Consider the following 18,149-nt stretch of genomic DNA (forward strand, 5'->3'; position numbering starts at 1 on the left):
ATGACCAATCTCATCTGCTGGTAAAAACGGGATGACTGTTTTAAAAAATATCGTTTTTGACCAAAATAAAGAAAAAAGGACTAATGATGATGTCAGAATATCCCGAAGTAATTGTACGGACGGCTCTGTCGTTCAGCATTCTGTTTATCGGCGCCCGGATACTCGGTAAACAAACCATTTCACAGATGACGCTTTTTGATTTCATTGCGGCCATCTCGCTCGGCGCCATCACGGCAAATCTGTCGTTTAATACAAAGCTGCCGATTCATTATAATGTCATTGCCTACATTATTTTCGTGGCAATCATTTACCTTGTCGCATATCTTTCTATGAAAAACAGGGCCCTTAGGGGTTTCTTTGCAGGCAAACCGACCATTATCATTCAAAACGGTAAAATACTTGAGCATAATATGAAAACGATGCGTTATACCATCGACTACTTGAACCAGCAGCTGCGTGTAAATGACGTATTTGACATTTCTCAGGTTCAGACTGCCATCATTGAAACAAACGGCAGCATGTCAGTGGAGGTCAAACCGGAATTTGCGCCCGTTACAAGAAAGGATCTCGGCATCTTTGCCGGACATGAAAAGAACTTTGCCGTTGAGCTGGTTATGGACGGCCGGCTGGTGATGAAGAATCTGGAAGAAAACCACGTATCGGAAAAATGGCTGAGAGAAGAATTGGACAAGAGAAACCTCAAACCGGAAGACGTCGTATACGCTGTGCGCGGAAGCAACGGCCGGCTTTTTGTCGACACATACGACGACCATATTACATCGCCGCTAGATCAAGAATAAACATGACATCCGCACATGTCACGGGCTGCCGCCGTATAATACCCTATAAACATCCGGGGGTGAGTCCAATGCACGAGAATTTTTTTCATTATACAGCCATCTGCAGTGACGATTCTGTGCTTATCAAGGATCTGGTAAAATCCATAAACGGTGAATACAGCGCTGTGATTTGCTACTCAATATTAGCCGAAAAAGCGCCGACCGCAGAAATCAGAAGACGAATCGAACATATCAGAGAGGAAGAAGTGCGCCACCTGCACGCTTTCTCTTCACTGTATACGTCAATTACCGGAAAACAGTTGATGCCGAAACAGACGGAGCATTGTCCGCACACATACAGAGAAGGACTGAGGGCGGCGTTTTATGATGAGCAGAAAACGAATGATTTTTATTTGCAGGCATCCGATAGAGCGGTGCATCCGGAAGCGAAGCGGTTATTTGCCCGCACGGCATTTGACGAACAGCGTCATGCCGTCTGGTTTTTATACGATATGGCCCACTCTCCTTCCCACCATACAGGGGGAACGGTATCAAACGCGCCGAACACAAGCTACACCGAGGTGAATACCGGCAAATAACGGTTCAGGCAGATCACGCTCCCCCGCCGGGAGTCTTCAGACCGCTGACAAACCCCGTTCTTTCAACATGAGAGAATGGGGTTTACTTTTCGAGCCGTTTTATACTCCCTCTAAACAATGGATACCTTCTTCATTGTATAATCAGCAAAAACCCTTTATAATAAAATAAACCAACTGGTCGGTTTTTAAGGAGCCGAACCTCATTTGGCGGAAAGGATCTGTGTGAAGTGACAAATACAAAAGGCGGTGCCGGAAAGAGCGAAAAGACGAAGAACAGGCTCGTATCCGCTTCGCGTGACTTATTTGCAAAAAAAGGATATTCAGAAACATCGATTCGGGAGATTTTAGAGGCGGCCGAAATCAGTAAAGGCAATCTATATCACCATTTTAAAGGAAAAGAGTTTCTGTTTCTTCATATCATGGAAGAGGATCACCGTGTGATGATCGAGACGTGGAGGGAAATGGAAGCTGATCTGAAAGATGCTGCCGAAAAATTGACGGGCTTTGCGGAGCTGCTCAGCCGGATGAGCATCAATTACCCGCTTATGAGAGCAAGTGAAGAGTTTTATGCGAGTGCGTTTACGTCAGAGGAGGTCGTAAAGCGGCTCAACAAAATTGATATTGAATATGACGATGTGATGAGAGAGATCTTAGAAGAGGGAAATCAAGACGGCAGCTGGTCCATTCATCATGTCGAATCAAAAGTAAAAATCCTGCTATCCGTCTTCTACGGTTTAGATGTGTTATATAAAAACGATACCATTCAGCAAAGAATCGAATTGCAAAAAGAAGCCATCTCCGTGTTTATTCACGGGTCGATCAGCGCTGATAAACAGAATGACAGCTGACAAAGGAGAAACAACATGCAAAAACCGATCAGAGAACAAAAGGCTGTACTCATCATCTTATTAAGCAACATATTTATTGCGTTTTTAGGCATCGGATTGATCATTCCCGTTATGCCGCTGTTTATGAATGTGATGCACTTGACGGGCAGCACAATGGGATACCTTGTCGCTGCCTTCGCCGTTGCGCAATTAATTGCATCCCCCATTGCGGGGAGATGGGTTGACCGCTTCGGCAGAAAAATCATGATTCTCGCCGGACTGTTTTTGTTCGCATTATCCGAACTGACCTTCGGATTGGGCACACATGTCTCCATTTTATATTTCGCAAGGGTGCTGGGGGGCATCAGTGCCGCTTTTATCATGCCCGCTGTTACAGCGTATGTCGCAGATATTACGACGGTGCAGGAAAGATCGAAGGCGATGGGCTATGTATCTGCCGCCATCAGCACAGGGTTTATCATCGGGCCCGGCATAGGAGGATTTATTGCCGATCACGGCGTTCGTATGCCGTTTTTCTTTGCGGCGGGAATTGCATTTATCGCAGTGATTTCCTCTGTCTTTATGCTGAAAGAGCCGTTAACTAAAGAAGAACGCGCAAAGCAGCTGGAAAGCGTCAAAGAATCAACCTTCTTAAAAGATTTGAAAAAGTCGATTCATCCAAACTACTTGATCGCCTTTATCATCGTTTTTGTTTTGGCATTCGGACTGTCGGCGTACGAAACGGTATTCAGCTTATTTACAAACCATAAATTCGGCTTCACGCCAAAGGATATCGCCATTATTATTACGTTCAGCTCCATTGTGGCGGTCCTCATTCAAGTACTCGCGTTCGGAAGACTTGTCAACTTCCTCGGGGAGAAAAAAGTCATTCAGCTTTGTCTGATCATCGGCGCTGTGCTGGCTTTCGTTTCTACGGTGATGTCAGGATTTTTGCCCGTGCTCGCTGTCACCTGCATCATTTTCCTTGCGTTTGATTTACTGCGCCCGGCACTGACTACTTATTTATCGAAAATCGCAGGAAATCAGCAGGGGTTTGTTGCCGGTATGAACTCAACATACACGAGTTTGGGCACCATTTTCGGCCCGGCTCTGGGCGGTATTTTATTTGATATGAATATTCACTTCCCGTTTCTGTTCGCAGGTGTGGTTTTATTTCTCGGTCTGGGATTGACCTTTGTGTGGAAAGGAAAAGCGGGCGAGGTTTCGGAGTAGGGTGCACTCACCCATCTCCGGAGCTTTTTTTGCGTTTGCGATAAGAAAAATGAATGGATTATGAGAAATAATTCATTATTTATTTATCTCAAAATCTATACTATAGTAATAGTAAGGTTAACGAGCTTAACAATTTAATATGAATGTTTCAGGAAGAAGGGTTTTCATTGAAGAAAGACAAACATCTCCTTACGGATATCTGGTTTATTCTCATCAGTGCGGCAGGGGGGTTTCTTCTTTCGCTTACAGGGATGTCGATCGCCTGGATGCTCGGAACGCTGGCCGCCGGCTGCATCCTCTCCATGACGAGGCCCCGCTGGCTGTTCATGGCGCCTGACAGAAGAGGGATTCACCGCAGATGGCTTGCAGCGGGACAAATGATCCTCGGCATCGAACTCGGCCAGAAACTGAACCTGTCCGTTCTGTCGGTTTTACGGGAGCATTGGCTTCCGGTAGGCTTCATGCTGATTTTCTCTATCGTGATGGCGCTTGTTTCCGGATATGTGCTCTTTCGGTTCAGCCGGACGGACATGATGACAAGCTTTGTAGGCACGGCGCCGGGCGGTTTATCCGCCATGCCCGGTATCGCCCAGGAAGTCGGCGCAAACACCGCGATTGTAAGCCTTATTCAGCTGACGCGCGTCCTTTTGGTCGTCATGACAATACCGTTTCTCGTCATTTTCTTATTTACCAAACAAAACGGTGCGGCTCAGACATCAGCCGGAGCCGTTTCGGCAGGAGCTTTACATCCGGGCCTTACTCCCGTCTTGTTAACGGCCGGATTTATTTTGGCTGCCTGGCTTGCAAGCAAAGGCGCAAAACGGCTGAAATTTCCCGCCCCTTGGCTGCTCGGCAGCATGATCGGCGTTGCTGCTGCGGAAATCGGCGTGTCCGCCTTGGCGGGCAAAGACATGCTGGCCTGGTGGCCGCCGGAAGCGAACCAGCTGTCACAAATTTTTCTCGGCGCCACAATCGGATCAAAAATGTACAAAAGCATGTTCACCGGCGTGACGAGAGTGCTGACCGTCGGATTTATTTCTTCCGTCGGATTAATCGCCGCCATGATTCTGAGCGCGATTGCGGTTTCTAAATTAACGGGCATCTCCATGATTACATCTGTTCTCGCCTTTTCTCCCGGCGGGATCGCCGAGATGGCGGCGACTTCGATCACCCTGCACGAAGACTCGACTTTCGTCGTCGCGGTTCAGGTCATCCGGATCGTTCTCGTCATCGCCATGCTTCCGCCCTTCTATCGGCTGCTGCACCACCTTTCTCAGCTGAAACGGGCACACGGCGAGAGAGGCCGGGCAGAAAGAGGAACATGATCCGAATAAAAAAACACGCATCCATATGCGTGTTTTTTATTTGAACAGCTCTCCGCCGCCATTTACAGACCGCCAGTTTGCTGAAAGATCACGGAACAGCCGTTCAGCAAATAACAGTTCTTCATCTGTATAGCGGTCTAAAAATGCCAAGAGCCGCTTTTTTATCAATTCATGATATTCATGATGAAGGGAATGCAGCTCTTTCCCGGCAGGAGTCAGCCGGAAATAGACTTCTTTTTTATTGTCGCTCAGCCGGGTCCTGCGCAGAAAGCCGGCTTCCAAAAACTTCGCGCAGCTCCTCGACACGGTCGGCTTTGTCGTCTTCATTTTTTCCGCTATTGACGTGACATTGATCGGTTCATGATCTCCGATACACGACAAAATGTGAATTTCCGTCAAGGTCAGCTGTAATTTTTTTCCGTTTTCTTCACGGAGTTCGTCCATCCGTCCGGCCAACGACGCCCTGATGTCCTCCTGACACCTCTCCTGCTCGTGAAAAATATCTGTCAGCCCTTCAAGAATCATGTGTTTTGCATGGTCTGGCTGTCTTCTGTCCAACTGCTGAATCACCCTTCCGTATTGATTGTTTCTTTTACTATAACGTTTTGTTACACAAGAAACAATCACACAGGCGCATAAAAGGGTATCAGATGAATCCCCATCTCTCCAAACCGGTCAGAACAGCTTCTTCCGCTTCACGTCCCGAGCCGCCGGCTGCCCATGCCGCGTGGCCGTCCGGCCGGATTAAAACGGTGTGGACGTCATCCCAATCGGCACGTGTTTCAGCAAGCTCCGCACTGACAGCTGCCACGCTGTCCGTATCAATACCGGCGGGAATGCTCCCTCTTAATGACAAAAGCACAAAGGCGCCCTTATGAAGAAAATCATACAGCCGGGCCGGCCGCCCGTCATGAAGGGTCAATTCGATATCCGGCAGGCGTTTTCCGTTCAGGGTATGCGGCGGCAGCTCCGCATCCGGTTCATAATGCAGATCAAGCGCGGATACTTTTCCCGCCAATAAACGGTTGGACTCCTGAAAATCCAGCAAAGCGGTCATCGTTTCTCTTAATGCCATCCCCGACTCGGTAAAATCCATGAGCTTTATCTGGGTTTTTATATTGTGCAATACTTCTTTTCCTGTGCTGTGCCTTTCCTGATGATAGCTGTCCAGAAGATGAGGCGCCGCTTTCCCCTTCATTTGCGCCGCCAGCTTCCAGCCGAGGTTGAAGGCATCCTGAAGCCCCGTGTTCAGCCCTTGGCCGCCTGCGGGAAAATGAATGTGCGCCGCATCACCGGCCACAAAAACCCGGCCGGAGCGGTACTGCTCAGCCTGACGCTCGGCATTGCCGAACCGCGACATCCATACCGGATCACTCAATCCGAAATCAGTGCCGCATATCCGCCGCAGGTCTTCTTTCAGCTCATTTTCGGTGACCGGCTCTTCCTTCCGCTTTTGCGGAGCGTGCGGAGAAACGATGAGGACGCGGAAAAGTCCGTCCGTAAGAGGGACAATCACAACCGATCCCTCCAGGCGGCACGTTGAAAAAAAGGAAGATTCGGGCGGATGTGTCAAAGCGGCATCACAGAGGGTTCCTGTTAAGTCGGCATCAGTGCCCGAAAAAGCGATGCCCGCCTGTTTCCTGACAATGCTCCCCGCTCCGTCTGTACCCGCGGCATATAAGCTGTGAAGAGTGCGGATACCGCTTTCGTCCCGGAACACCGTCTCCACTCCGTCATCCGTCTGGGTGACAGCCACCGCTTCCGCCCCGCGGATGATGTCTGCGCCGAGACTTGATGCATACTCCTCCAAAATCCGCTCCGTTTCTGCCTGAGGCAGCATTAACGAATAATTCTGCTTCGTATCCAGCCGAGAAAAATCCAGCCGTGTATCCAGCATGGAAAAATGGCCGGAAGACACCTTCGTCCCTTTTTCCAAAAAGCGTTCCAATATGCCTCTCATGGCAAAAAGCTCAAGTGTGCGCGGATGCATGATAAGCGCTTTGGAATATGGCACCGTCTTCTTCAATCGTTCAATAACAGTCGTTTTCACTCCGGCCAGCGCCAGTTCTGATGCAAGCATAAGCCCGACCGGACCTCCCCCGATAATGGCAGCCTGTGTTTTCATCTCATCAGCCCTCTTTCATATTTTTTGTTACGCACGTAACAAAATTACCAAAAAATAAAACGCCTCCTTTTTGTTTCGCGCGTAACAATTTTCATTATAGTCTTCCCTCTGCTTTTTTACAATCATTTCCGAAAAAAAAGACGCCGTTTACTTGGCGTCTGATTCACTGATGACTCCGACAATGTCTTTATCCTTAATCGGACCGAAATGACGGCTGTCGAGGCTGTATATGCGGTTGTCGCCAATAACAAAGTATTGTCCCTTCGGTATGCTTTTGCGCCCGGTCGTTTCCTTCAGCGTATAATCACCGGTCACATGGCTCCCAGCGGACAATGATGACTTTAAGGGTTTTAAAAACGGTTCCGCCACCCGTTTTCCATTCACATACAGCTGATCCTCCCTGTATGCGATTGACTCGCCGGGGAGCCCGATGACACGTTTGATCAGCACTTTGCGGTGCGGGCCTTTGAACAGGACAATATCGAAACGGCGGATCGTTTTGTAACGATGGGAAAACTTATTGACCATCAGCTCATTTCCTTGTTTAAAGGTCGGATTCATGCTGATTCCTTCGACTTTATAATCAATAAAAATGGCATTCTTTAATTGTATGGCCAACACAACGATAAGCACGCCGGCTATAAACCAAAATCGTTTTTTCAAGATTCCTGTCTCCCTCCGTCTTTCTCATGCTGACTGATTCTCATCTGTAAACGCCGTTCGATATGCTTTCCGACATACCACAGCACCGCGATCACCATTATGGCGCCCGCCATCCTGAAAGGCTGTGTCATGAGTGCGTGAAGATCATACCCGATAAAGCTGATCATAAAGATCATGACCATTTTCCCCATAGCGGCTGCTGATATAAACTGCAGCGCCCCCACCCGTGACAGGCCGGCAACGATATGAACCGCAGCGGACGGCGTAAAGGGGAAGCAAAGCAAAATAAACAGCGGACCGAAACCGTGCCGCTCAACCCAGAGCATCATCCGCCTTATGGTCTGATGCCTGCGGATGAAACCGAAAGCTCTTTTCTGTCCGAAACGGCGGACGGCATAAAACATCAGCATCGATCCTGCCGCAGACCCGAGCCATGACAGAAAAAAACCTTCCCACAAACCAAATGCATTCGTATTCGCCACCACAAATACAACGAGCGGCAAAAACGGAAGAAACGCTTCAATAAAAGGCAGTGCAGCCGCAGCCGCCGGGCCGAAAGCTCTATAGCTTTGGAACCATTCCGTCAGCTGTTCCTCAGTCAAATATGATAAAAATTGCTCCAACGTTTATACTCCTTAACGAGTTTGTCTATCCTTATTCTACACATTATCTCCAAAAAACGAAAATGTTTACGAGATTTTCCGACTTGAAATATCGTGTAAGCGAGTATAAAATAAGAACAAACGTTCTCTTTTTTAAGAAAGAAGGAGTATTTATGCCTGACATCCGGAGCAGCACCCGCGATCTCATCGAAAAAGGGCTGTTTCTGCCCATGGCGGCTGCCATCCTGAACCGGGACCTCGAAGCGCTTGATTCGTGCCCGTTCAAATTAAAACAACCCTATAAACAGCTTATCAGCTGCTCTTTAAAATTAGCACAAAAGGATTTGAGTGATGTTCGAAAAGAGTTAAGAAAGCGTAAAATTAAAATATACGAAGCGGAAAGAGACGAAGCATTTACGCTTTATATATGCACCATTAACGGCTATGAAGAAAAACACCGTTATTTCAACCCGAGAATACGGGAACAGGTAACCGCCTTATTAGAATATTACCTGTCTCTTGCGACCATTTAAAAAGCAGCCGGGACTGCTTTTCCTTTTCAACTGATAAATTTCAGACTATTCACACTATACATTCGACATGATTTTCTTTATAATCGGGACACGCTGTTTTCAATGAAAAGGAGGAATGTTATGAAACTGATTCATGTTCTCGCCGCCCTGCCCTTTTTCGGAATTCTCGCCGGCATTCCATTTGCCAACCGGGTGACGCCTTATGTTTTCGGAATGCCTTTCATTCTCGCGTATGTCGTCATCTGGGCGGTGCTGACTTCCGTTCTGATGGCCGCCGTTTACAAATTGGACAAAGAAAACAAGGCGGGTGAGGCGGAATGAACGCAGCATTTCCCGTAATGGCCGCCGTGCTCCTGTTTTGTGTATATCTCGGAATCCGGGCCCGAAAAGGAAAACATATGGACCTTGAACAATGGACGGTGGGCGGACGCGGCTTCGGCACGATGTTTGTCTTTTTATTAATGGCGGGAGAAATATACACGACCTTTACATTCCTCGGCGGAAGCGGGTGGGCTTACGGAAAAGGAGGCCCCGCCTTTTATATTATCGCGTACGGCTGCCTTGCCTACATTTTGTCATATTGGCTTCTGCCAGCCGTGTGGACTTACGCCAAACAACACAAACTGATGTCGCAATCAGATTTTTTTATTTCAAAATACAACAGCCCGCTCCTCGGCATTCTCGTATCGCTCGTCGGCATCGCATCCCTCATCCCCTATCTCGTCCTGCAGCTGAAAGGGCTCGGATTAATTGTTTCAGCAACGTCATACGGACAGATTCCGCCCTCAGCCGCTGTCTGGATCGGCGCTGTCTCCATCACGATTTATGTGATGATATCAGGAATCCACGGTTCAGCGTGGATATCAGTCGTTAAAGATATCATGATTTTAGGCATCGTCCTGTATTTAGGCATTTATCTGCCCATTCATTACTATGGCGGGTTTACGGAGATGTTCAAACAAATTGACGCCGCAAAACCCGGTTTTCTCACGCTGCCGGAAACCGGACAGAGCGTTTCCTGGTTCAGCTCAACGGTTTTGCTGACCGCCCTCGGCTTTTATATGTGGCCCCATACCTTTGCCGCTTCCTATTCGGCGGAGCATCCGCGGGTGTTTCGGAAAAACGCGATCATCATGCCTCTTTATCAGCTCGTCCTGCTGTTTGTCATCTTTACCGGATTTGCGGCGATTCTGCAGGTGCCCGGTTTAAAAGGGGCGGACACGGATCTCGCCTTATTAAAGCTGTCTGTGAAAACCTTTGATCCCTGGTTTGTCGGACTGATCGGATCGGCGGGCATTCTGACGGCGCTTGTACCCGGTTCAATGATATTAATGGCCTCAAGCACGCTGTTCGCCAAAAATGTGTACAAAGCCATTCTGCCCGGCACGACTGACGAAAAAGTCTCACGGCTCGCAAAATACGCCGTACCCGTCATCGCGCTGATATCCGTATATTTTACGCTGAAAGGCGGAAATACCATCGTCACCTTGCTTTTAATGGGCTACAGCCTTGTCACCCAGCTTTTCCCCGCCCTCTTATTCAGCCTGCCGAAGCGGCGTTTCATCACAAGCCACGGCGCTTTTGCCGGCATAACGGCCGGGGTCGGAACGGTGGCCTTCATTACGCTGACCGAATCAACCATCGGAACCCTCTTTCCGTTTCTTCCGCAGATCGTTAAGGATATGAATACAGGCATCATCGCACTGGTTCTGAACATTGCCGTCATGTTTGCAGTCAGCGCCGCAGTCAGAAAAAAACAAATCAGCGCAGCCGAAAAGGCGGCTTAAATGGTAAGATAGCGGTAAGATACACGAAAGGGGAAAAACGCATGATCATGACAACGACCGAAACCGTCGCCGGAAAACAGATTACGGAAGTGAAAGGCTTGGTGACAAGCAGTATCGTCCAGTCCAGACACATCGGCAAAGACTTGCTTGCAGGCTTAAAATCTGTCGTCGGCGGCGAATTGAAAAGCTATACTGAAATGCTGGAAGACTCCAAAAAAGCGGTGAAAGAGCGGCTGATCAGAGAGGCGGAGCAGCTCGGAGCGAACGCCATCGTCGGCCTGCGGTTCGAACTGACCGCAGGACAGAACACATCCGAATTAATCGGATACGGAACCGCCGTCACCGCCGAATCCATTTAAAAAAACAAGCCTCTTTAAAGAGGCTTGTTTTTTTATTTCTCACATGCGATATAGTCTTTATCTCGGTCAAGTCTTTTATTTGCATTGTAAAGCGCTTTTGATACATACGGCTTGTACTTTGTTCTGCCGCCCTTGTTTTTCACTTTCGACGATTTGGCCACTCCGCCCTTATACACCTTATTCAGCGCCTTGCAGTTTTGATACGTTTTCACCTTTGTTTTCGCTTCTGCCGTCTGCCCCGCTCCGTATGAACATCCGAACACAAGACCGAAAGACAAAAGCACAGCTGCCGTCTTTTTCATTTCTATCCTATCCCCTCTCCTGAGTTATGCGGTATTGCTGAACATATCATAGTTCAAATAATATCCATTTACAAGATAAATAGGAAAATAGTTTTAATTTACGTCCGCCCGTATATCTTTTATGGAATTTTTCCCAAAACCTTTTATAATATGAATTGATAGCGCGATCTGACTATGATGATAGGAGGAGAAATGATGATGAAAAAAGGGCTTTTTGCGGGTGTGCTCACTACAGCCGTTCTATTCGGCACATGTACGGCGGAAATTCCGGGGGTGATCAGCCCCAATACGGCGGAAGCGGCGTCCCAGCTCAGCAAAGGAATCGGCGGAAGGGCCTACCTGAACAGCACGGGCTCAGTTCTCGTCACGAAAATTCAGCTTCCAAGCTCAATTCAGGTGTCAAATGGGACAGCCTATATTTACTCAGGATTTACCGGAGGCACAGAGGCTGATATCGGACTTCAGTACAGTGACACCTATCATGTATGGAAACCGATCATGAAAGTCGGTTCAAAGGGACAAGGCCAGGTCAAGTATCTGGAAGGAGAAAGCCAATTCACCTATACGAAAGGCTTCCGGCCCGGCAGCACCGTACAGCTGACCATCTACAAAAATCTGAACGGCAATACCCGCGCCACATACTGGGGCACAAATAATGACGGATACACCGGCCGCATTATCTCAGAACTCGCCCAAACCAATGTAGGCTCTGTCTCAAAATGGAAAGCGCTCGCCACCGTCGCGGTCACATCAGAGGATCAGCGCCCTTACATCAAATCAAACTTCTCAACAGCCTTTACGAACATCACGATCGACAATAAAGCAGTCACACCTGTGATTGATACACAGGATTTTGCCAAATTGACAGTGTCAGGCAGCAGCGTCAGCATGTCTGTCATCAAATAAAGAATTTTGAACGCACGATTTCTGTCATCGTGCGTTTCGTTATGTCAATACTGCCGCCGGGTGAAAAATTGGAAACGAGGCGGATTTTCATGTACACTTTATGTAAACCACAAAAATGATTGACGTTCAGTCATTATTCATACAGGAGCGAAATTTATGAACAGAGAAAAAAGGCTTGAATTAAAGAAAGTCAAACCGAAACATTTGCAGCAATTTAATCAGCTGCTCCGATATGTTTTCCAAGTCACGAACAGTAATCTGCATGAAGTGGGATGGAAGGAACCCGAAATCGCCTCCGCAAAACTCCCCGTTTTGGAACAAGCGCATGTATTGGGCTGGTTTGACAAAGACAAACTCGTTTCACAGGCGGCCGTTTATCCATTTCAAGTCCGGATTTTTAATAAAACGTTCGAAATGGGCGGTGTGACGGGGGTCGGAACATATCCCGAGTACGCCAATATGGGATTAATGGCGAAACTGTTATACAAAGCATTAGTTGACATGCGTGAGCGCGGTCAGTCCGTATCCTATTTGTTCCCCTACTCCATCCCTTACTACAGAAGAAAAGGCTGGGAAATTATCAGCGATAAAATGACGTTTGAGGTGAAAGACTTTCAGCTCCCGAAAATGAGCACCGTTTCCGGTGAAGTGGAACGCGTCAAGCCGGAACATGAGGTCATTAAAGAAGTATACAGCCGATTCGCGCATAAAAGCCATGCGGCCATGATCAGAAATGAACTGGCATGGGATGAATATTGGCGCTGGGATTTAGAAGAGCTTACGGCTGCCGTGTATTATGACCAATCCAGACAGGCGAACGGTTATGTTCTTTACTGGATTGCAGATGAAGTTTTTCATATTAAAGAAATGGTATATGTAAATGAAGAAGCGCGAAGAGGCCTGTGGAACTTTATTTCGGCTCATTTCTCCATGGTGACAAAAGTCGTCGGCGACAATTATTCTAATGAACCGATCGCCTTTCTGTTAGAAGATGCTGAAATTGAGGAAACGATTTCTCCTTACTTTATGGCCCGGATTGTCGATATTGAGCAATTTATCAATCAGTATCCCTTTAAACCGCAAAAAGAGAAGCGGACATGGTCTTTTACACTGGAAGATCCGCTGCTTGAATGGAATCAGGGCGTCTTTACAGCGGAGATTTCGCCTGAAGGAAAAGCCGTTTTAAGCCCGGGCGGCGATGCTGATGCGGCGAAACTGGATATTCAGACGATGACGGCATTATTATTTGCATACCGGAAACCAGAATACCTTCACCGCACGGGCCGGCTCGAATGCAGCCCGGACACATTGGAATTCATTGAGGATTTGCTGGAAACGCAAACCCCTTATTTCTCGGATTACTTTTAATAAAAAAACAGCCCTCCTCAGGGTTGTTTTTTTAACATTCCTTTCATTATTTCCGCCAAAATGCTGAGCAGTCCGCCTTATCCTGAATATTAAATTGAATCATGCGTTCAAGCAGCTCATAATGCACCGGTTCAGTCCATTGAATTCTGAATAAGCGGGAAGTAGCGCTGTAGCCGGCGCGGGCAATGTCGCCGGCAAAATGCGTAATACCCGCTTCTTCGGGGGAAACACTTACATGATGCTTCGCTGCCGCAAAGCCGATAACAAAGGTGCCGTGATCGGTAAACATCGGCGTGTTCCACTTGATCTGCGCTTCTAAGTTCGGAAATTGGTCAGCCGTCCACGACAGGATTTCCTCCATTCGCAGACGATGATCAGGACTGTCGATACTTGATAAATAGTCTTTGAAAACGTCCATGTCTTCCTCCATCAACATCACGTCCGCTAGCGCCAAAAACCCGGATTTTCAGCTTTTTCCTTGATGTTAAATTCGATGATCTTCTTAAGCAGATCATAGTGCACCGGATCAGTCCATCGAATTCGGAACAGGCGCGAAGAAGCGCTGTACCCGGCTTGAGCGATGTCATCGGCAAAATGCTCCATCGTCTCTTTTTCAGGTAAAATGCTCAAATGATTTTTTGCCGCGGCAAACATAATGATATAGGTGCCGTGATCGGTAAATGTCGGTTTGTTCCACTTGATCTGCGCTTCTAAGTTCGGAAATTGGCCAGCCGTCCACGACAAAATTTCCTCTGCTTTGAGACGGTGATCCGGGTTATCGATTCCTGATACATATTTTGCAAACACATCCATGCCCATCTCTCCTAAAATGAAATATCATTACTCTTTACATCATCATAGCCAACAGACGGACACGATACAACTCTGGCCGGGCATGTAAATCGAAAAAAGCCCTCCCCAAAAGGAGAGGGCCCGTCCCTTCACATCACAGCTTTCTCTAATATCTCTCCCCCAGCTCCCGCAAAATAAAGTCGTAGATCATTCTTGTCCGCTCTTCTTTCGGATACAGCATGAATTCCTGCCGCTTCGGGATATGACTGCCCATCCTGTCCTGAAAAGTGGTTCTGAGATAGGCGGTTCTGTAAACCTGATTTTCAAAAGAATGATAGGATACTTCCAGTTCCATCGTTTTGCCGTTTGAGAACGTGACAGCTGTGTCATCAAATGCCGTCGGTTGAAAATCTTTAACGTGCACATGAGATATCCAGCCGCATTGAGGCCTTGCAGAAGAAAGTGTAGGGAATAAAAAGATGTGATTTGAAGGGTCCACCATAATCGGCGGCTTGTGAGAAATTTTAATCGCTTCATATGTTCCCGCTTTTCTCCCGGCATAGCTGGAGCCAAAGTAGCGGCAGCTTCTGTCGATGATGTGAATCGGCTTCATGCTGACATACAGAATGCAGTCTTTTTCAATGACCTTCGACCCCATTTTACCGTCTATTTCCTCAGGCAAAACAGCGATGGTTGAACGATTTACTTCGTAGCTTTCTAAGGGTGCGTGTGTTTTCTGGCACATAATGTGCAGCCTCCAATCCTTTTCTTGAAAATTTATACTAATAATCTATCATCTGTCATTGGAAAACGACAGGTTTTTTTTGAATATAGCTAAAAATCACCTTTTAAAGATGTAATTTAGTCTTAAATTACTATTTAAATATTGTTTTTCTTTTTCGTTTCACCTCATTTATACGATGATCATTTTCGTTTTTTCGTCAATTTGCAGGATATGTCGATATATTTCCAAGTATTAGTTGTCTAAAGATTATAAAAATTAATTGATTTTTCCGGTCGTTATCCATATACTATAAAAAAGGCATTGGGGGGATTCTTTATGAAAGAGAAAAAGTCGTACACTGAGCTCATGAAGTCCCGCAACACGCAAAAAGCAAACGAATTCGATGTGACAATGGCCGATATTTACATTCAAATGGTGCTTGATGAATCCTTGTATAAACGCCGGCTCGCCATGCTGACCATGCAGATTAATAAGGCGCTTGATGATAAAAATAAAGAAGCGTTCCTCACGCTTTCAAAAGAATATGCCGCACTCAAACAGAGTGAATAAGCCAATCCATATGGATTGGCTTTTTTAGATTATCCGTTTACGATGGTTCCGCCGTTCACATGAATCGTCTGGCCCGTGACATATGAGGAATCATCGCTTGCTAAGTACAAATAGCTTGGCGCCACTTCAACAGGCTCGCCGGGGCGCTGCATCGGCACGTCTGAGCCGAAGACTTCCACTTCCTTCGCCGAGAAGCTCGCCGGGATCAGCGGCGTCCAGATCGGCCCCGGCGCCACTGCGTTTACCCTGATGCCCTGAGTGACAAGAGATTGGGAAAGAGATCTTGTAAACGTGACGATCGCCCCTTTTGTCGCTGAATAGTCAATCAATGTTTTGTGGCCTTTATAGGCGGTAATAGAGGCCGTATTAATGATTGAACTTCCTTTTTTCAGGTGAGGGAGCGCGGCTTTCGTTAAGTAAAACATTGAAAAAATATTCGTCTGAAACGTTCTGATGAGCTGGTGGCTCGTGATTTTCTCAATCCCCGGCTGCACGTGCTGCTCACCTGCGTTGTTGACCAGGATGTCAATGGAAGGAAAGGCTTGGCCCGCCTGGCGGATGACATCGTTGCAAAAGGCTTCGTCGCCGACATCCCCTGCGATCAGCAGACACTTCGCCCCCTCTTTTTCTACATATTGCTTCGTCTCTTCGGCATCCTGATGCTCGTCAAAGTAAACGATGACCACATTAGCGCCTTCCTTCGCGAATAAAACGGATACGGCGCGGCCGATCCCGCTGTCTCCGCCCGTGATGATCGCCGTTTTCCCTTCAAGTTTTTTCGCCGCTTTCGGTTTGTCAAAAACGGGGCGCGGGTCCATTACATATTCAAAGCCCGGCTGCCGGTTTTGATGCTGCGGCGGCAAGGTTTTCTTCTTCTGATTAGCCATTTTGATCACTCCTTTACATTAATTACTATATTATGAGTAATTTGAGCATCTTATACGAATTTCATGTATGAACAGAGTCTTATTGGAAAAATTAAGAATATACAACAGAGGAGGTAAATCTGAATTGACTACTTTTTCAAACGACGAACCGGCTTCCTATTGGAAAGCAACAGCTGACATTCCTTCCTTTCCCGCCCTCACTGAAGATACGGAATGCGATATTGCGATTATCGGCGGAGGAATTACGGGTCTGACAACGGCATACGAACTGACGAAAAGAGGTTTCCGTGTCGCTGTCATTGAAGCAGACCGGATTTTAAATGGGACGACCGCGGGAACGACCGCAAAAATCACCGCCCAGCATGATTTCATCTATGCCGATCTTATTCAGCAGATCGGCCTGACCAGCGCAAGGCTGTATTTCGAAGCCCATCTCCGCGCCATGGAAGACATGAAGCAGATCATCAGAGACCTTTCGATTGACTGCAGACTGATTGAACAAGACGCATATCTTTACACGAATACAGAATCAGGCGTCAAAAAAATGCGCAGTGAGCAGGAAGCTTATACCAAGCTCGGTATTGAACACGAGCTTGTGAAAGAACTTCCCGTCCCCGTTGATTGCAGGCTCGGTCTCGCCATGAAGAATCAGGCGCAATTCCATCCGCTTTTATATGGTGCGGCGCTCGTCAAAGAGATCGTTAAAAACGGGGCGCGGATTTTTGAACAGACGGCTGCGATCGACATAAAAAAAGAACCGCAGCCGGAAGTGGTCACGAAAAACAGACACGGCATCAAGTGCAGCTATATTGTCTGCTCTTCCCACTTTCCTTTTTATGACGGAGGCGGGCTTTACGCCGCCAGAATGTATGCCAGCAGATCCTACGTACTCGCGGTAAAACCGAAACAAGCGTATCCGGACGGGATGTATCTCAGCATAGACAAGCCGTCCAGATCACTGCGATACACCGATTTGAACGGTGAAAAACTGGTTCTTGTCGGCGGCGAAAGCCACAAAACAGGCCAGGGAAAAGAAATGTCCGAGCATTACGAAGCGCTGAAACAATTTGCGGAAGACACAATCGGGGTTGAAAGCATCCCATATCATTGGTCTGCACAAGACCTTGTCACCATTGACAAAATTCCGTTCATCGGTCCCATCTCAGGAGATGAAGAACATATTTTGGCGGCGACCGGTTTTAAAAAATGGGGCATGACAAGCTCAGCGCTCGCCGCGAAGCTTTTGGCTGATCATATTCAAAACAAAAAGAACCCGTTTTCCGGCCTGTTTATTCCGTCACGCTTCCACGCAGATCCGGGACTGAAAAAACTGATTTCCTATAATGCCGACGTGGCCAAACACCTTATCTCGGGCAAACTTGAGAGGCCGGACGCTTCACCTGAGACTCTTCGGCCCGGGGAGGGAAAAATCGTAACGGTAAACGGCAAACGGGCCGGCGCCTATAAAGATGAAAAAGGCTGTCTGCATCTTGTCGATACGACATGCACCCATTTGGGCTGTGAAGTCGAATGGAATGACGGCGAACGGACGTGGGACTGTCCTTGTCACGGGTCCCGGTTCACACCTGACGGCGGGGTTGCCGAAGGTCCCGCCATCAAGCCGCTGAAACGTCTCACCCAAGATTGACTAAACCATTCTGTACGAATGGTTTTATTTTTTTGCATTAAAATATTTTTATCAGATTCCTTCATTCAAGTTCCTTCCATACCGATAAAAAGAAAAAGAGAATATCTGGGGGAACTTATA

Annotated in this window: 22 protein-coding genes; 13 read left to right on the forward strand and 9 right to left on the reverse strand. The window is 47.4% G+C overall.

Annotated features, from left to right (window positions below; translation table 11 throughout):
• Window positions 1-86: 86 nt before the first annotated feature.
• The 5 genes from D5S11_RS10060 (at window position 87) to D5S11_RS10080 (ending at window position 4,763) form a co-directional block, all read left to right on the forward strand.
• Window positions 87-800, forward strand: coding sequence for a DUF421 domain-containing protein (locus tag D5S11_RS10060; protein WP_081111622.1), 714 nt, complete (start codon window positions 87-89; stop codon window positions 798-800).
• A gap of 68 nt (window positions 801-868) precedes the next feature.
• Window positions 869-1,378: a ferritin-like domain-containing protein gene (locus D5S11_RS10065; RefSeq protein ID WP_025284528.1), complete on the forward strand. Its 510-nt coding sequence runs from the start codon at window positions 869-871 to the stop codon at window positions 1,376-1,378.
• 227 nt (window positions 1,379-1,605) lie between these two features.
• Window positions 1,606-2,226: a TetR/AcrR family transcriptional regulator gene (locus tag D5S11_RS10070; protein WP_007409174.1), complete on the forward strand. Its 621-nt coding sequence runs from the start codon at window positions 1,606-1,608 to the stop codon at window positions 2,224-2,226.
• Window positions 2,227-2,241: 15 nt separating this feature from the next.
• Window positions 2,242-3,438: an MFS transporter gene (locus D5S11_RS10075; protein ID WP_007409175.1), complete on the forward strand. Its 1,197-nt coding sequence runs from the start codon at window positions 2,242-2,244 to the stop codon at window positions 3,436-3,438.
• A gap of 167 nt (window positions 3,439-3,605) precedes the next feature.
• On the forward strand, window positions 3,606-4,763 hold the full coding sequence (locus D5S11_RS10080) for an AbrB family transcriptional regulator (protein ID WP_020953962.1): 1,158 nt from the start codon (window positions 3,606-3,608) through the stop codon (window positions 4,761-4,763).
• Window positions 4,764-4,799: 36 nt separating this feature from the next.
• On the opposite strand, the gene D5S11_RS10085 is transcribed toward D5S11_RS10080, so the two are convergent.
• The 4 genes from D5S11_RS10085 to D5S11_RS10100 all read right to left on the reverse strand — a co-directional run bounded on the left by D5S11_RS10085 (window position 4,800) and on the right by D5S11_RS10100 (window position 8,174).
• Entirely contained in the window at window positions 4,800-5,321 is a 522-nt protein-coding gene (locus tag D5S11_RS10085) for a MarR family transcriptional regulator (protein WP_012117244.1), read from the reverse strand.
• An 88-nt stretch (window positions 5,322-5,409) separates the two neighbouring features.
• Window positions 5,410-6,888, reverse strand: a complete 1,479-nt coding sequence (locus tag D5S11_RS10090; RefSeq protein WP_108725061.1) for a monooxygenase — start codon at window positions 6,886-6,888, stop codon at window positions 5,410-5,412.
• Between the two features lie 147 nt (window positions 6,889-7,035).
• Window positions 7,036-7,551 carry a signal peptidase I gene (gene lepB / locus D5S11_RS10095; RefSeq protein WP_003155158.1) on the reverse strand — a complete coding sequence of 172 codons (516 nt, stop codon included), beginning with the start codon at window positions 7,549-7,551 and terminating at the stop codon, window positions 7,036-7,038.
• The gene (locus D5S11_RS10100) at window positions 7,548-8,174 is read right to left on the reverse strand and encodes a TVP38/TMEM64 family protein (RefSeq protein ID WP_007409179.1); all 627 of its coding nucleotides are present in this window, start codon (window positions 8,172-8,174) and stop codon (window positions 7,548-7,550) included. Before D5S11_RS10100 ends, lepB begins: the two co-directional genes overlap by 4 nt.
• 152 nt (window positions 8,175-8,326) lie before the next feature.
• Here D5S11_RS10100 and D5S11_RS10105 point away from each other — a divergent pair, with 152 nt between their 5' ends.
• From D5S11_RS10105 to D5S11_RS10120, 4 genes are all read left to right on the forward strand, one after another.
• Window positions 8,327-8,686 (forward strand): YhjD family protein, encoded by a 360-nt coding sequence (locus D5S11_RS10105; RefSeq protein ID WP_007409180.1) that lies wholly within the window; start codon window positions 8,327-8,329, stop codon window positions 8,684-8,686.
• Window positions 8,687-8,806: 120 nt separating this feature from the next.
• Complete coding sequence (locus tag D5S11_RS10110) at window positions 8,807-9,007, forward strand: DUF3311 domain-containing protein (RefSeq protein WP_007409181.1); 201 nt, start codon at window positions 8,807-8,809, stop codon at window positions 9,005-9,007.
• Complete coding sequence (locus D5S11_RS10115) at window positions 9,004-10,473, forward strand: sodium:solute symporter family protein (protein ID WP_007409182.1); 1,470 nt, start codon at window positions 9,004-9,006, stop codon at window positions 10,471-10,473. The genes D5S11_RS10110 and D5S11_RS10115 overlap by 4 nt, the downstream gene beginning before the upstream one ends.
• A 41-nt stretch (window positions 10,474-10,514) precedes the next feature.
• The gene (locus D5S11_RS10120) at window positions 10,515-10,832 is read left to right on the forward strand and encodes a YbjQ family protein (RefSeq protein ID WP_003155166.1); all 318 of its coding nucleotides are present in this window, start codon (window positions 10,515-10,517) and stop codon (window positions 10,830-10,832) included.
• A gap of 32 nt (window positions 10,833-10,864) precedes the next feature.
• Here the strand turns inward: D5S11_RS10120 and D5S11_RS10125 are convergent, their stop codons facing one another.
• On the reverse strand, window positions 10,865-11,134 hold the full coding sequence (locus D5S11_RS10125; protein ID WP_003155168.1) for an excalibur calcium-binding domain-containing protein: 270 nt from the start codon (window positions 11,132-11,134) through the stop codon (window positions 10,865-10,867).
• A gap of 195 nt (window positions 11,135-11,329) precedes the next feature.
• On the opposite strand from D5S11_RS10125, the gene D5S11_RS10130 reads away from it, so the two are divergent.
• Window positions 11,330-12,040, forward strand: a complete 711-nt coding sequence (locus tag D5S11_RS10130) for a YrpD family protein (protein ID WP_007409183.1) — start codon at window positions 11,330-11,332, stop codon at window positions 12,038-12,040.
• A 156-nt stretch (window positions 12,041-12,196) separates the two neighbouring features.
• On the forward strand, window positions 12,197-13,408 hold the full coding sequence (locus D5S11_RS10135) for a GNAT family N-acetyltransferase (RefSeq protein ID WP_108725062.1): 1,212 nt from the start codon (window positions 12,197-12,199) through the stop codon (window positions 13,406-13,408).
• Window positions 13,409-13,454: 46 nt separating this feature from the next.
• On the opposite strand, the gene D5S11_RS10140 is transcribed toward D5S11_RS10135, so the two are convergent.
• The 3 genes from D5S11_RS10140 to D5S11_RS10150 all read right to left on the reverse strand — a co-directional run bounded on the left by D5S11_RS10140 (window position 13,455) and on the right by D5S11_RS10150 (window position 14,945).
• The gene (locus D5S11_RS10140; RefSeq protein WP_042635035.1) at window positions 13,455-13,826 is read right to left on the reverse strand and encodes an iron chaperone; all 372 of its coding nucleotides are present in this window, start codon (window positions 13,824-13,826) and stop codon (window positions 13,455-13,457) included.
• A gap of 26 nt (window positions 13,827-13,852) precedes the next feature.
• Complete coding sequence (locus tag D5S11_RS10145; RefSeq protein WP_012117235.1) at window positions 13,853-14,221, reverse strand: iron chaperone; 369 nt, start codon at window positions 14,219-14,221, stop codon at window positions 13,853-13,855.
• Window positions 14,222-14,366: 145 nt separating this feature from the next.
• Window positions 14,367-14,945, reverse strand: a complete 579-nt coding sequence (locus D5S11_RS10150) for a competence protein ComK (RefSeq protein ID WP_003155179.1) — start codon at window positions 14,943-14,945, stop codon at window positions 14,367-14,369.
• Between the two features lie 315 nt (window positions 14,946-15,260).
• On the opposite strand from D5S11_RS10150, the gene D5S11_RS10155 reads away from it, so the two are divergent.
• The gene (locus tag D5S11_RS10155) at window positions 15,261-15,494 is read left to right on the forward strand and encodes an IDEAL domain-containing protein (protein ID WP_007409189.1); all 234 of its coding nucleotides are present in this window, start codon (window positions 15,261-15,263) and stop codon (window positions 15,492-15,494) included.
• 29 nt (window positions 15,495-15,523) lie between these two features.
• Here the strand turns inward: D5S11_RS10155 and D5S11_RS10160 are convergent, their stop codons facing one another.
• Window positions 15,524-16,381: an SDR family oxidoreductase gene (locus tag D5S11_RS10160; protein WP_007610477.1), complete on the reverse strand. Its 858-nt coding sequence runs from the start codon at window positions 16,379-16,381 to the stop codon at window positions 15,524-15,526.
• Window positions 16,382-16,505: 124 nt separating this feature from the next.
• Here D5S11_RS10160 and D5S11_RS10165 point away from each other — a divergent pair, with 124 nt between their 5' ends.
• Window positions 16,506-18,029 (forward strand): FAD-dependent oxidoreductase, encoded by a 1,524-nt coding sequence (locus D5S11_RS10165; RefSeq protein WP_108725063.1) that lies wholly within the window; start codon window positions 16,506-16,508, stop codon window positions 18,027-18,029.
• The last annotated feature ends 120 nt before the right edge of the window (window positions 18,030-18,149 follow it).

The organism is Bacillus sp. L75 (assembly GCF_003676355.1).
Lineage (GTDB): Bacteria > Bacillota > Bacilli > Bacillales > Bacillaceae > Bacillus > Bacillus velezensis.